We start from the raw sequence: 12,934 nt of genomic DNA, 5'->3' as shown, positions 1-12,934 counted from the left end.
GTCCGAAACGTCTGGAAAAGGAGATATCGGCCACCACTCGGACGATTTCATGGCAGCCGGTCTTACCATGCCCATGGCAGGACGTCAGATGTCACATACGGAAACGAAAGGACTTTTGCACTGGCCGATTGCCCGCATTGCAAAAGTTTTATGAGATTGCCACAAAAATGAAAAAAAGCGGCCCTTCCAGAGAAGAGCCGCTTTCCTGACGTCCGGGTCCTGATCGGGAGATCAGAAGCGGTATTCGATACCTGCGCCGACGACGGTCGGGTCGAGGGAATCATGCGCCGTAATCTTCGTGGTCTCGGCACTGTCCTGGGCCCAGGCGTGGACACGCATGAACATCTGCTTCACGTCGAAGTTGAAAAACCAGTTGCCAACGACCTGATAGTCGAAACCGACATTGACGGACGGGCCACCGGTCACACCGATGTTCACCTTCTGCGTCAGGCCGTTATTGGCCGGAGAGATGTTGTGGAACCATGCCAGCGTTGCGCCAACACCCACATACGGGTTGAAGCGCTTGTGCGGACGGAAGTGCCAGGCAAACGTGACCGTCGGCGGCAGGACCCAGGCGCTACCAACATCGACCTTGCCCAGACCTGGAACGCCTTCAGCAGCGATTTCGTGACGGGTGCTGGCGGCAATCAGGTCAACAGACAGGTTGTCCGTGAAGAAGTATTCGAACGTCAGTTCCGGCATGACCTGACGCGTCGTCTTCACGCGGCCACCGAGATGGGCGCCGTTCAGGGACAGGCTGCTGTCACGGTCTTCCGGCAGGACGCCGAGAGCAGACAGACGGACGATGAAGTCGCCCTTGCCGAGTCCGATACGTGTGTTGGCGCAGGTCTGGAACAGGCCGCAGCGGCCCGAAGCCGGCGCATGGATGTTCACGGAAGGCACCGGAGCCGCCGTCATGGGAGCGCTGACCATGACCTGAGGAGCAGCGGCAGGAGCGGTAGCCGGAGCCGTCTGGGCAAACGCCGGAGTTGCAACAACACCAACTGCGGCAGCCAGCGCAAAAGCGTTAAATTTCATCTGGAAGTTCCATCAACATTCGTTGAGCTTCACAAAGCACTCCTCCCCACCCATCACCTTGACCTGAATCAAGTCTGGTAAATTATGTGGTAGTGTGGCTGAAAGTCTTCAGGCCGAGGTCAGCACAACGGGAACGGGGTTCATCATGTCAGCGTCACATAGTCCGGAGGATGTCCATGATCGATGCGCCCATTGCGTGGGACGTCGTCTGAGTATCTGCAACAGCATTGACGACTGTGATCTGGCCATTCTTGCCAATGAGTCTTCACGCATGACAGTTGCTGACGGCCGATCCTTTATCGAAGAAGGTGCGCCAGCCCACGATTTCTTTGTGGTGACCGGTGGGCGGGTCAAGCTCTTCACCCTTCTTCCGGATGGCCGGCGCCAGATCACCGGCTTTGCGGAAGGCGGGGACTTCCTTGGACTTGCGGCCTCCACCAGCTATGCCTTTGGCGCCGAGGCTCTCGGCGGCGCCACGCTGTGCCGCTTTCCCCATGCCGGCATGCAGCGCCTGACCGAACGCTTTCCCAGCCTTGAACATCGCCTCCGTGAAGAAGCCTCCCGCGAGCTGGCCCTGATGCAGGCCCGCATGACGCTTCTGGGACGCAAAACGGCCCGTGAGCGCGTGGCCACGTTCCTGATGGAGCGCTGCTCCCATCTGGAGCGGACCGACCCCTCCCAGCCGATCGAACTCGACCTGCCGATGCCCCGGACCGATATCGCGGATTACCTCGGACTCACTATTGAAACAGTCAGCCGGATCCTCAGCGCATTCAAGAAAGAGAAACTTATCAGTATCAGAAGCATTACCCATATCACGTTACTGATGCCCGAACGGATATCGACGATCGCCGAAGGCATGGAATAGCCCGCTGTTCGCAGGGGCCACATTCCCGCCATCAGGGCGTGCTCTGATTTACTGATCCGTTTACAGGAGATTTTATGAACTTCACCCTTCTTACCCGCTCGATGCTTGCCGCTGCGCTGGTTTCCGGAGCTGTCTCCCTTGCGCCGCAGGCACATGCCGCTGACAGCACGACGGCGAGCAACTGCCAGCAGAACGGCCAGAACGATGTCATTGGACGTCTGGCCCAGCGGGAAGACTGCCTGAACAGCCGGGTCCAGAACTACCAAAAGCAGTCCCAAGAAGCACAGGCCACGCGTGAAAAGCGTCTGCAGGATCTGAAGGACAAGTATGCGAACGCTCCGGCCAACCAGAAGGCCCGTCTGCAGAACCAGATCACCAACGAGCAGTCCAAGCTGACCAACATGCGTGATCAGCAGACCCAGCGTCTGCAGCAGTTGCGGAATGCGCCCCAGCAGCAGCGTGACCGCGTCAACAATCTCGGGAACAAGACCCGTGGGGACGTCAACAACTTCCTGAATGGCGGTCTCTGATCCGTCTTTTCCGGCCCCTCTCTATAAAGGGGGCCGGAATTTCAGGAGTTCAGAGACTCCTGAAGGCCTGAAGGGCACGATCCCGCCCTTCCTTGAGGTCAACGATCGGGCGGGGATAGGACTTCCCGAGCCTGACACCCGCCTTTTCCAGTTCTTCGTCCTTGGCCGCCCATGGCTCGAACAGGGCCTTGCCGGAAAGACGGCGCAGTTCCGGCACCCACTGACGGATATAATCGCCGTCCGGATCAAATTTCTCAGCCTGTCGCGTAGGATTGAAAATCCGGAAAAACGGTGTGGCCTCGATACCTGTCCCGGCGACCCACTGCCAGTTCATGGCGTTGTTGGCAAAATCCACATCTACCAGCGTATCCCGGAACCAGGCTTCTCCCTCTTTCCAGTCGATCAGAAGATGCTTCGTCAGGAAGGATCCCACGATCATGCGGGCCCTGTTATGGACCCAGCCGGTCTGCCAGAGCTGACGCATCCCGGCATCCACGATCGGCACCCCCGTCTGCCCGCGCTGCCAGGCTTTCAGATCGGCAGCACTTTTGCGCCAGTGCATTTTGGAAAACTTGGGACTGAGATTTTCAAACGGCAGTTTCGGCAGATGATACAGCGTATAGCGGGCGAACTCCCGCCAGCCGAGTTCCGACAGGAAGATCCGAGGCCCTTCCGTATGTGCGCCATGTTTCTGAAGAGCCGCCCAGACCTGTCGCGGTGAGACTGCTCCGGAGGCCAGATAGGGCGACAGGCGCGACGTTCCCTCCTCCGCCACCCGGTCCCGTCCTCTCGGATAGTCCGCGACGGCATCCTTGAGGAAATCCTGAAGATGCTCCTGCCCCTCGGCCTCGCCCGGCTCCCATGTTTTGCGAAAGCCTTCTGCCCAGTCCGGTGCATGCGGGCAAAGGCCCTCTTCATTCAGGCGCGCATCTGACAGCAGGGATTTCGGAATGGCATGAAAGGACAGTTTGTGTGGTGCATCGAGCGGTTCCGGAACGGCCTGGGTCTGGAGTGCTTTCCAGAACGAGCCGCAAACCTTGTAGAATCCGCCCTGCTTCGTCTGCACAGCCTCCGGATCAACCAGAACCGTGCCCCAGTGCGCTTTCACCTCACAGCCCTGCTGTTCCAGCGCCTGACGGATCCGGTCATCCTGCGCCCGCTCGCGTTCATGCAGGCGATGATGCCAGTGGATCGAGGCCGCGTCCGTCTGTTTTGCAAGCTGGGGAACCAGCTTTTCCGTCGATCCAGAAAGCGTCAGCAGGGTGCCACCATGTTTTTCAAGCTGCCCCCGCAGCTCCGCCAGAGCCCCATGAAGCCACCAGCGGACCGCCGCCCCGAGTGGATGGAGCGCGGGAGTGACATCATCAATAATATAGAGACAGATCAGAGGGCGGCCGGAGGCAGCTGCCTCATGCAGGGCAGGATGGTCTGCCATGCGCAGATCGTCCCGAAACCAGACGATGGCAGGGCGGTTGTGGGAGCTGGACATGGATCCTCACGGCAAGGGAAAGATATGTTACAAAGCGCATAACAGCGCAGTTCGTTCAGATTGGCGCTCGTCAGGATAATATTTAAGTCTTTTTTGGGGCTGACAGGGCGATTACCTGAAAGAAAATTTCCTCTTCCTGCCGTGAACCATTGTCGTCAGGTGTCGTTTACAAGGCAAAACGCTCTTTAGAGGATTTTTACCTATGTCCACCAAGTCCATTGCACGCATCGCCCTGTCCCTGGCTCTGCTGTCCGGCGCTGGCGTCACGCTCTCGGCCTGCAACACCGTGCGCGGCGCCGGTCAGGATGTCAGCTCCGTTGGGCATAACGTATCCCGTGGCGCCAATGCGACCCAGGGCGCCATCCAGCGCAACACGAATGCCTCCCCGAACTGAGTTCTGCCGAACTCCGTCAGAGTTTTCAAAAACCGCCGGTCTCCCGACCGGCGGTTTTTTAATGTCTGAAGACCTTCATATATAGCTGTCTCACTCATCAGCCTCCCTTTCCGGTGAACGGCACACGCGGATTTTTGCTTGTCTTTTGTCCACAGACAGTTCCATAGTTTCTTTTGAACAAAGACGTTCTCAGGGCGGGGTGAAATTCCCCACCGGCGGTATTGGCGGATTTTTCCGCCTCAGCCCGCGAGCGCCTTCCGGATTTCGGTCTGGAAGGGACAAGCAGATCCGGTGAGACTCCGGAGCCGACGGTTAGAGTCCGGATGGAAGAGAACGCAGCACTTGGCCGGTGACGGACAGGTTTGGGCATCTGTTGCCCAGCCTGTTTTCCGTATCGGTTGAGGGCGGCGTGCGCCTTGCGAGCGTCCCGACTGTAACGGGACCAGAAGACGCAACTTGGCTGACCAGATGATCCTTTCCGACACAGTTTCGCTGACCGCGATCCGCCATGGCTTTCGTTCGGCCATCTCGCAGGCTGTCGACACTTTCGGCGCTACGGCACCCAACCCGTCTGTGGGCTGTGCGCTTCTGGATGCGGACGGCCGTATCCTCACGGTCGGCGTCCATCCGCGCGTTGGACAGCCCCATGCCGAAGCGATGGCTCTGGCGCAGGCCCGGGCGGCAGGTGTGCTGGATCAGGCGCGCGTGGCGCTCGTAACGCTGGAGCCCTGCAATCATACCGGACGTACCCCACCGTGCAGCGAAGCCCTGCGCAACAGCCCGGTCCGCGAGGTCTGGATTGGTGCGGCCGATCCCAACCCTCAGGCCGCCGGCGGAGCCGAGCGGCTGCGCGAAATGCCCGATGGAAAGCGCGTCGTCATGCTGGCGGATCGGCCGGACATGACCGATCTGGCCCGAGACTGCCGCGCTCTTCTGGCCCCTTTCGCAAGCCGCGTCGTCCGGCACTGCCCGTGGATCAGCGTCAAGCAGGCGCTGGACGAACACGGCTCCATGGTGCCGCCGCCGGGACAGAAAACCTTTACATCCCCGGCCTCACTCACGCTCGCGCATCGCCTGCGCCGGGCGACGGATGCAGTCATCACGGGTATCGGCACCGTTCTATCGGACCGGCCGCGCTTCACAGTCCGGCATGTCGCGGATCATGAGGGCCGTTCGCCGCGCCTGCTCGTCGTCTGCGACCGCCACGGCCGCCTTCCGGCAGACTGGGTTGCGGAGATGACGGAAGCCGGGTTCGAGATTCTCACCAGCTCCGATCTGCTCTCCGTTCCCGCCATGCTGGCGGAGCGCGGCGTGAACTGGGCGATGATCGAGGCCGGTCCCGCCCTGCTGGCATCCGTGGCCGAAGCCGGGCTGTGGGATGACTGGCTCACCATTCACAAAACTGCGGGCGCTGACCGCATCGACCTGAAATCGCGGGACGAGAGCCCGCTGCGACTGCTGAGGGAAAACGCATGTTCTCTGGAATCATAGAGCGTCTGGGAACCGTCCGCTCCGCTTCCGTCCGTGACAGAGCGATGGACCTGACCGTGGAAACGGGCTTTCCAGATCTGGAACTCGGCGAGAGCGTGGCAGTCAACGGCGTGTGTCTGACAGTCGAGACTTTCGACAAGGCCGGTGTGGCGACGTTCCACCTCAGCGGCGAGACCCTGTCACGCACCCCGCTGGACCAGCTCAAGGCCGGATCACGTGTCAATCTGGAACGCGCCGTCGCCGCCAGCACGCGCCTTTCGGGCCATATCGTGCAGGGCCATGTGGATGGCGTGGCGACCCTCGCCAGCGTCGAAAAGGCGGGCGAGTCCTATGCCCTGCGCGTGTTCGTCCCGCAGGCCCTGCGTCAGTATGTCGTGGAAAAGGGCTCCATCACCTTCGACGGTATCAGCCTGACGGTGAACGAACTGCATGACGACATCACCCGCGGCAACCAGGCCGGTTTCGAAGTCGGCCTGACGATCATCCCGCACACCTGGGAGCATACCAACCTCTCCACGCTATCGATCGGAGACCGGATGGATGTGGAAGTCGATGTGCTCTCCAAATATGTCGAGAACCTGCTGCGGTTCTCGCCCAGTCTTGCAAAGGCCGCATCATGAAGCCGTCCCTGAAAGCGGCCATCGAGGCCATCCGCGCCGGCGGCATGGTCATCATGGTCGATGACGAGAACCGTGAGAACGAAGGCGATCTGGTCATGGCGGCGCAGTTCGCCACGCCGGAAGCCATCAACTTTATGGTCCGCGAGGCGCGCGGGCTGGTCTGCCTGCCGCTGGAAGCCGAACAGGTGGACCACCTCGGCCTGCCGCCCATGGTCACGCGCAACCGCGACCCGCGCGGCACGGCCTTCACGGTCTCGATCGAAGCAGCAACAGGTGTGACAACCGGCATTTCCGCCGCCGACCGCGCCCGCACGATCGTTGTCGCAGCCAACCCGGCCGCCACACCGGACGATGTTGTCTCGCCCGGCCACATCTTCCCGCTTCGTGCCCATCCGGAAGGCGTTCTGGGCCGCAACGGGCATACCGAAGGCTCCATTGACATTGCCCGTCTGGCCGGGCTGGAACCGGCTGGCGTGATCTGTGAGATCATGGCTGATGACGGCAGCATGATGCGCCTGCCGGAACTGCGGAAATACGCCGCCAAACACAATATGCCCGTGGTCAGCATTGCAGACCTTCAGGACTGGTGCCGCGAGCATGGCCGTGGCCCTGTTGCAGGCCATGACCTGATCTGCACACCCGTCCCGGCTGCGGGTGAAATGGTAGCGGAATCCGCTCTCCCCAGCATTTTCGGCGGCCATGATCTGCGCATTCATGCCTTCCGCGCCGTCGATGGCGTGGAGCATGTCGCGCTGGTGAAGGGCGATCCGTCCAAAGGCGTGCCTCTGGTGCGGCTGCATTCGGAATGCGTGACGGGCGACGCGCTCGGCTCCCTGCGCTGCGACTGCGGCGCGCAGCTCCGCGAGGCGCTGGAACGGATTTCGGCGTCGGAATCCGGCGTGCTGGTCTATCTGCGGGGCCATGAAGGACGCGGGATCGGGCTAGCCAACAAGATCCGCGCCTACGAGCTTCAGGATCATGGCATGGACACGGTGGAGGCCAATGAAGCCCTCGGCCTGCCCGCCGATGCCCGCGAATGGGATGCGGCGGCCGATCTGCTGCGCCATCTGGGCGTGAGCTCGCTCCGCCTTCTGACGAACAATCCGGACAAGGAATCCAACCTGGTCCGCTTCGGCTTTGACGTGAAATCCAGCGAGCGGCTGGAAATCGAGGCCAATCCTTTCAACCGCGCCTATCTTGCGACCAAACGCAAGCGGATGGGCCATTTCCTTCAGGAACAGCCGGCATGAGCAAGCACATCCCCGTAGCCCCCGACCTGCGTCTCTCGCCCGCGCCGAAAATGGCCATCGTGGTCAGCCGCTTCAACACGAACATCACGGGCGGCCTGAAGAACGGCTCGCTCGAATGGCTGGAAGAGCGCGGCATCACGGATGTGGACGTCTATGACGCGCCCGGCGCTTTCGAACTGCCGCTTCTGGCCCAGCGTCTGGCAAAGTCCGGCAAGTATGAAGGCGTGATCTGCCTCGGCTGCGTCATCAAGGGTGACACCGCGCATTTCGAGTTCATTTCACTCGGTGCGACCATCGGTATCATGCAGGCCCAGCTTGCGACCGAGGTACCGATCGCCTTCGGCATCCTCACAACCTACACCGAACAGCAGGCCGTGGACCGCTCCCGCGCGGATGCCGAGAACAAGGGCCGTGAAGCAGCAGCTGCCTGCGTTGAAAGCGTGGCTTTTCTGCGCAACGTTCCCGGCCAGCCCTGATCATTCCGGCGGCAGGCCGGGGCCCTGCGCTGTCAGAAATGCCGGTAGAGAAGTTCCGGCCTTTCTGACGCCTCGGTGACGGCCTGTTCCACCCGGTCATGGTAGGGAGAGAGACTGCACACGGGATCGGTATTCGCTGCATTTCCCGTCAGCGCCATCGCCTGACAGCGACACCCGCCCCAGTCACGCTCCTTGCGCTCGCAGGAGCGGCAGGGCTCGGGCATCCAGTCCGTGCCGCGGAACATGTTGAACAGCGGCGAAATGTTCCAGATCTCGGACAGGGTCACGTCTTTCACATTCGGGAACGCGACATCCGGAATGATTTCGGCTGCATGGCACGGCAGGACCCGGCCCGAAGGCGTGACATTCACGAAACGCTGGCCCCATCCCCCCATGCAGGGTTTGGGCCGGTCTGCATGATAGTCCGGCGTCACATAATCAACGGACAGACCACCTTTTGCGCGCTCCGCTTCCACGGCACGTGTGGATTCTTCCAGCTGGTCCCGGCTGGGCAGAAGCGCATCGCGGTTTTTCAGCCCCCAGCCATAATACTGGGTATGCGCGATCTCGACCCGTCCCGCACCAAGTTCCCGCGCCAAGGCAAACATCTCGGGGATGCGGGCAACATTTTCCCTGTGCACCACAAAATTGAGCGTCATCGGAATACCCGACGCCCGGATGAGCCGCGCCGCCGCGATCTTCCGGGCCTGCGCGCCCTTGAGGCCGCCGATACGTTCGGCCCCCGCTTCCGTCACATCCTGAAAGGAGAGCTGGATGTGATCCAGCCCTGCTTTGTCCAGAGCTTCCAGCTTTGCTTCATCCAGCAGAACGCCGGAAGTGATCAGGTTTGAGTACAGGTTAAGACGCCGGGCAACAGCAACCAGTTCGACCAGATCGGGTCGGGCCATGGGCTCGCCGCCGGAGAAATGAACCTGCAGAACACCGAGTTCGGCAGCCTGCTCCAGAACGGACGTCCAGGTGGCTGTGTCGAGTTCTGCCGCCTTGCGTTCGAGTTCAAGCGGATTGGAGCAGTAAGGGCAGGAAAGCGGGCATCGATGCGTCAGTTCAGCCAGAAGGCTCATCGGCGGCGAAGGGAGTGTCATGTGTGCAGGACGTTCTTTTCTGTCAGTTCAGAAAGAAGCGCGAGGACATCCTTCGCAATGACCTCACGCGGGGCGGAAAACTCGATTGCAAGCTGCTGGATGATCTCGCCGACGCTGCGTTTTCCATCCAGCAGCCGCAGAATATGCGGCGCAGCGCCCTCAATCACAAATGCTTTTTCAGGCGCCTGCACAATCCACACGTCCCGCACGCGATCGTGCTGGAGCCGGTGGCCGCGCGCGAAGGAGAGAACCGTCTCCTCCGTTACGATACGGGGGCTCTCCGTCATGGAACGAAGGCACCCGGCGGAATGTGGCCTTCCACATAGGCGTAGTCGAGCGCATCCAGCATCGTCCACAGAACGGAGCACTTGAACTCCAGCGCACCGAGAACCTCTTTCTGCTGCTCGGGCGTGCGGGCGTTTTCACGGACATAGGCCAGCGCGAAATCGGAATCCCGCGGAGCCTGCGTCAGACGGGGCGTGAAATAGGCCAGCGTCTTTTCCGACACAAAATCATAGTGCCGCAGCATCCCGGACACGCGCTCGCTGATGATCGTCGGCGAGAACAGTTCCGTCAGCGACGACGCAATGGCCGCCAGAATCGACTGATCGCGTACGAAGTTCACATAGGCATCGACCGAGAAGCGCGTGGCCGGAAGCAGGCCCTCGAGACTTTCCACATAGTCCCGGTCCAGCCCCAGCCCATCCGTCAACATCAGCCAGCGCGCGACACCGCCCGTTCCGGGTTCCGTGCCGTCATGGTCCTCGATCCGGCGACGCCATTCGCGGCGCAGTTCGGCCGTCGGCAGACGTGCGAGAAGCGTGGCGTCCTTGGCCGGGATGCGGGCCTGATAATAATAGCGGTTTAGCGCCCAGGCCTGGACCTGCGCGCGGTCGAGCTTGCCGTCATGCAGTTTGCGATGGAACGGATGCCGGTTGTGATACCGCTCGGCACCGATCTGGCGAAGCTTTGCTTCAAGCTGGTCAGGAGTGAGGAGCGTCATGGTGTGTCCAGTCTGAAAGTCATGCCGTCTTCCGCCACCGTCCACCCGGCGCGTTCGACGTCTTTGCGTTCGGGGCTGTCTTCGAACAAAATTGGATTGGAGTTGTTGATATGAATCAACACCTTGCAAGGTTTTTCGCATGTGGTGAAACATTCGACCGGTCCACCGGCATCATTCACGGACACATGCCCCATTCGCTGACCGCTCTTCGGGCTCAGTCCGGCGCGGATCATTTCGTCGTCCCGCCACAATGTGCCGTCGAAGAACACGAGATCGGCCGCGGCCACCCGTTCCACGATCTCCGGCGTGATCTGCGCACAGCCGGGAATGAAGAGCATCATCTTTTTTCCGTCCGTAATGGACAGGCCCAGCGTTTCATCCGGGCGTGAGCCTGCGGCTTCCGCGTAGAGCGGCGCCTTGCCCGGAACGGCGAAGGCTGTGAGCAGAAGGCCGGACGGTATTCCGTCCTTGTTCATCAGGGACGTGGCTTCGTCGAGAATGAGCGGAACGCGCGGAACGATTTCGGGATCAAGCGCGCCGAAGATCGGGTTATCCGCAAGTTGCTGCAGGGTCGAGTCGCTGCCCATCAGCGTAAAGGGTTCACGCTCACGCAAGGTCAGGAGGCCCGTCACGGCATCAATCTCACCGCAGGTCAGGACAACGCCCTGAATGGGGGTGCCCCGCAGGCTGCCCTGATGGTGCAGGGCCGGTGTATCGATGATCTGCTGGCGCAGATCGGGCGAGGCATTGAGAATGAACCAGCGCTTTCCGTCGGCACTGACGGCAAGGGAAGCCTGGGTCCGGGCTTTTGCGCCCTGTCGCGTGCGGGCGGCCACACAGCCGGGTGCTGCGGAGTTCCACTGCGGAAAACCGCCCCCTGCCGCCGCGCCGAGCACGATGACATCAATCATTTTTTCACAAACCGTCTGACTGGGGCGCCCTACGACACCCATGAACGAAAACGGCCGCTCCGTGGGGGAGCGGCCGTGCCATATTCCTCAAGGACTGTACCTCAGGGAAGAGGCTTATTTCTTCTCGCCGCAGACATACGAGTTGATTTCTGCGCCCAGCGGGATTTCGGTAACTTTCGGTGTGTTCCAGGCCATGATGATTCTCCTTTGTCTGCGATAACCGGCAGATGCGTCAGACTACGCATCCATCGGTGCTCCTCATGATTTAGTGACCGGATGCCACTGGAGTTCAAGGGGGTTTTTGGGCAGAACACGCAACTGTGTCCTTTCGCGGATCGTTCCGATCCGTGCGTTCCGTCTTTCGCTTCAGGCAGAAAACATGTCCGGCCGTCCCACTGCGTCTTCCGCCGACCCTGCCTGTAGCGACAGTGCATCCCCCTCCGGCAGACCAGGGGACAGGCTGCTACCGGACGGAGATTTTCCGGATCCGACGCTCGATCGCAACCTGCTGCGCGAACATCTGAACATCCGGGATATCTGCGTCCTGATCCTGACGGTTCTGGCGGTCTTCTATTCGCTGTATTTCACGGCGCCCATTCTTCTTCCCTTCGTCTTCGCACTTGTCCTGAACCTGCTGATGATCGCGCCGATGCGCTTCCTCACGCAGCGCCTGCATCTTCCCCGGCATCTGGCCGGGCTCATGCTGATTGTCATGATGTTCGGCGTGGTGGGCGGGATTGCCACGACCATTTCCGTTCCGGCGGCCGGATGGATTACCCGCGCGCCGCAGACCCTTCCTGCCCTGCAGAGCAAGCTGGCCGTACTCAGCGGACCGATCGACGTGGTCCAGCGCGACTATATGCGTCTGTCGGCCATGTTCAGCGGCCATTCGGGCAGTACGCGCGCCACGCATGGCGTGACCGGGACGATTGGTGGAGAGACGGCCCTCTCGCGCCTCGGGTCTTCCGTTCTGGCCGGGACACGCGAACTGGCTGGCGGCTTCTTCTCGATGCTGCTGATGCTGTTCTTTCTCATGACGGAAGGGGATACGCTTCTGCGCCGCTGCGTCGAGATCATGCCGACCTATGCCAAGAAACGCCGCCTGGTGGAGATGGCGACCCAGATCGAGCAGAACGTCTCGCTCTATCTCGTGACGATCACGATGATGAATCTGGGTGTCGGGCTGGTGAACATGATCCAGTGCTGGGCCACCGGCATGCCCAACCCGCTTCTGTGGGGCGTTCTGGCGTTCCTGCTGAACTACATTCCCATTATCGGGCCGCTGACGGGTGTGGTGGTCTATTTCGTGGTCGGGCTGTTCAGCTTTCCATCCCTGCTTTACGCGCTCCTGCCGCCGTCGATCTATCTGCTGATACACGTGCTGGAAGGCGAGACCATTACGCCCATGCTGCTGGCCCGGCGCTTCACCCTCAATCCTGTTTTCGTCATGGGATCGCTGCTGTTCTGGGACTGGATGTGGGGCATTTCGGGCGCGTTCCTGTCCGTGCCGATGCTCGCGGTCTTCAAGATCGTCTGTGACCATATCGAAGTGCTGGCCCCGCTCGGCCATGTGCTGGGCGGCCCGACGCGGCGGACGATCAGCAGTGCCATTGTTGCGCAGCTTCAGTCCGAGCCGTGAGGGTCGGAGCTTTGCCCCGCACTCCACAAAGGGGCTCGCCCCTTTGATCCCGATTCAAATAAAGCGGTTTCCAAAGGCCCCCGGCCTTTGGCGGGTTTCAGGGCAGCGCCCTGAATTCAGCC

At 61.1% G+C, this 12,934-nt stretch carries 15 protein-coding genes and 1 riboswitch; of the genes, 8 read left to right on the top strand and 7 right to left on the bottom strand.

Features of this window, described 5'->3' with window-relative positions; translation table 11 throughout:
* Window positions 1-231: 231 nt before the first annotated feature.
* Window positions 232-1,038, bottom strand: coding sequence for an OmpW/AlkL family protein (locus GRO01_RS08370; protein WP_062510870.1), 807 nt, complete (start codon window positions 1,036-1,038; stop codon window positions 232-234).
* 271 nt (window positions 1,039-1,309) lie between these two features.
* Here GRO01_RS08370 and GRO01_RS08365 point away from each other — a divergent pair, with 271 nt between their 5' ends.
* Window positions 1,310-1,906: a Crp/Fnr family transcriptional regulator gene (locus tag GRO01_RS08365; RefSeq protein WP_062511439.1), complete on the top strand. Its 597-nt coding sequence runs from the start codon at window positions 1,310-1,312 to the stop codon at window positions 1,904-1,906.
* Window positions 1,907-1,980: 74 nt separating this feature from the next.
* Window positions 1,981-2,436, top strand: coding sequence for a hypothetical protein (locus GRO01_RS08360; RefSeq protein WP_062510869.1), 456 nt, complete (start codon window positions 1,981-1,983; stop codon window positions 2,434-2,436).
* A 49-nt stretch (window positions 2,437-2,485) separates the two neighbouring features.
* Here the strand turns inward: GRO01_RS08360 and GRO01_RS08355 are convergent, their stop codons facing one another.
* The gene (locus GRO01_RS08355; RefSeq protein WP_062510867.1) at window positions 2,486-3,925 is read right to left on the bottom strand and encodes a cryptochrome/photolyase family protein; all 1,440 of its coding nucleotides are present in this window, start codon (window positions 3,923-3,925) and stop codon (window positions 2,486-2,488) included.
* A 202-nt stretch (window positions 3,926-4,127) separates the two neighbouring features.
* On the opposite strand from GRO01_RS08355, the gene GRO01_RS08350 reads away from it, so the two are divergent.
* From GRO01_RS08350 to ribH, 5 genes are all read left to right on the top strand, one after another.
* Window positions 4,128-4,319, top strand: coding sequence for an entericidin A/B family lipoprotein (locus GRO01_RS08350; RefSeq protein ID WP_062510865.1), 192 nt, complete (start codon window positions 4,128-4,130; stop codon window positions 4,317-4,319).
* Window positions 4,320-4,500: 181 nt separating this feature from the next.
* Window positions 4,501-4,658: riboswitch (FMN riboswitch) on the top strand.
* Between the two features lie 129 nt (window positions 4,659-4,787).
* A complete protein-coding gene (ribD, locus tag GRO01_RS08345; protein WP_062511437.1) occupies window positions 4,788-5,810 on the top strand; it encodes a bifunctional diaminohydroxyphosphoribosylaminopyrimidine deaminase/5-amino-6-(5-phosphoribosylamino)uracil reductase RibD in 1,023 nt (340 codons plus the stop codon).
* Window positions 5,792-6,430 (top strand): riboflavin synthase, encoded by a 639-nt coding sequence (locus tag GRO01_RS08340; RefSeq protein ID WP_141306949.1) that lies wholly within the window; start codon window positions 5,792-5,794, stop codon window positions 6,428-6,430. The genes ribD and GRO01_RS08340 overlap by 19 nt, the downstream gene beginning before the upstream one ends.
* Window positions 6,427-7,680, top strand: coding sequence for a bifunctional 3,4-dihydroxy-2-butanone-4-phosphate synthase/GTP cyclohydrolase II (locus tag GRO01_RS08335; protein WP_062510861.1), 1,254 nt, complete (start codon window positions 6,427-6,429; stop codon window positions 7,678-7,680). The genes GRO01_RS08340 and GRO01_RS08335 overlap by 4 nt, the downstream gene beginning before the upstream one ends.
* Complete coding sequence (gene ribH / locus GRO01_RS08330; RefSeq protein ID WP_062510859.1) at window positions 7,677-8,156, top strand: 6,7-dimethyl-8-ribityllumazine synthase; 480 nt, start codon at window positions 7,677-7,679, stop codon at window positions 8,154-8,156. Before GRO01_RS08335 ends, ribH begins: the two co-directional genes overlap by 4 nt.
* A gap of 32 nt (window positions 8,157-8,188) precedes the next feature.
* Here ribH and pqqE read toward each other — a convergent pair whose 3' ends face one another.
* The 5 genes from pqqE to pqqA all read right to left on the bottom strand — a co-directional run bounded on the left by pqqE (window position 8,189) and on the right by pqqA (window position 11,368).
* The gene (gene pqqE / locus GRO01_RS08325) at window positions 8,189-9,259 is read right to left on the bottom strand and encodes a pyrroloquinoline quinone biosynthesis protein PqqE (protein WP_062510857.1); all 1,071 of its coding nucleotides are present in this window, start codon (window positions 9,257-9,259) and stop codon (window positions 8,189-8,191) included.
* Complete coding sequence (gene pqqD, locus GRO01_RS08320) at window positions 9,256-9,546, bottom strand: pyrroloquinoline quinone biosynthesis peptide chaperone PqqD (RefSeq protein WP_062510856.1); 291 nt, start codon at window positions 9,544-9,546, stop codon at window positions 9,256-9,258. The genes pqqE and pqqD overlap by 4 nt, the downstream gene beginning before the upstream one ends.
* Window positions 9,543-10,262: a pyrroloquinoline-quinone synthase PqqC gene (pqqC, locus tag GRO01_RS08315; RefSeq protein ID WP_062510854.1), complete on the bottom strand. Its 720-nt coding sequence runs from the start codon at window positions 10,260-10,262 to the stop codon at window positions 9,543-9,545. The genes pqqD and pqqC overlap by 4 nt, the downstream gene beginning before the upstream one ends.
* Window positions 10,259-11,173 (bottom strand): pyrroloquinoline quinone biosynthesis protein PqqB, encoded by a 915-nt coding sequence (gene pqqB / locus GRO01_RS08310; RefSeq protein ID WP_062510851.1) that lies wholly within the window; start codon window positions 11,171-11,173, stop codon window positions 10,259-10,261. The genes pqqC and pqqB overlap by 4 nt, the downstream gene beginning before the upstream one ends.
* Before the next feature lie 114 nt (window positions 11,174-11,287).
* Window positions 11,288-11,368, bottom strand: a complete 81-nt coding sequence (pqqA, locus tag GRO01_RS08305) for a pyrroloquinoline quinone precursor peptide PqqA (protein ID WP_010502998.1) — start codon at window positions 11,366-11,368, stop codon at window positions 11,288-11,290.
* A gap of 184 nt (window positions 11,369-11,552) precedes the next feature.
* Here pqqA and GRO01_RS08300 point away from each other — a divergent pair, with 184 nt between their 5' ends.
* Window positions 11,553-12,812, top strand: coding sequence for an AI-2E family transporter (locus GRO01_RS08300; RefSeq protein WP_062511435.1), 1,260 nt, complete (start codon window positions 11,553-11,555; stop codon window positions 12,810-12,812).
* Window positions 12,813-12,934: the final 122 nt, after the last annotated feature.

This window comes from Gluconobacter roseus NBRC 3990 (assembly GCF_006538885.1).
GTDB lineage: Bacteria > Pseudomonadota > Alphaproteobacteria > Acetobacterales > Acetobacteraceae > Gluconobacter > Gluconobacter roseus.
The sequence above is the reverse complement of the archived record's forward strand: the minus strand, read 5'-3'. Positions and strand labels throughout refer to the sequence as shown.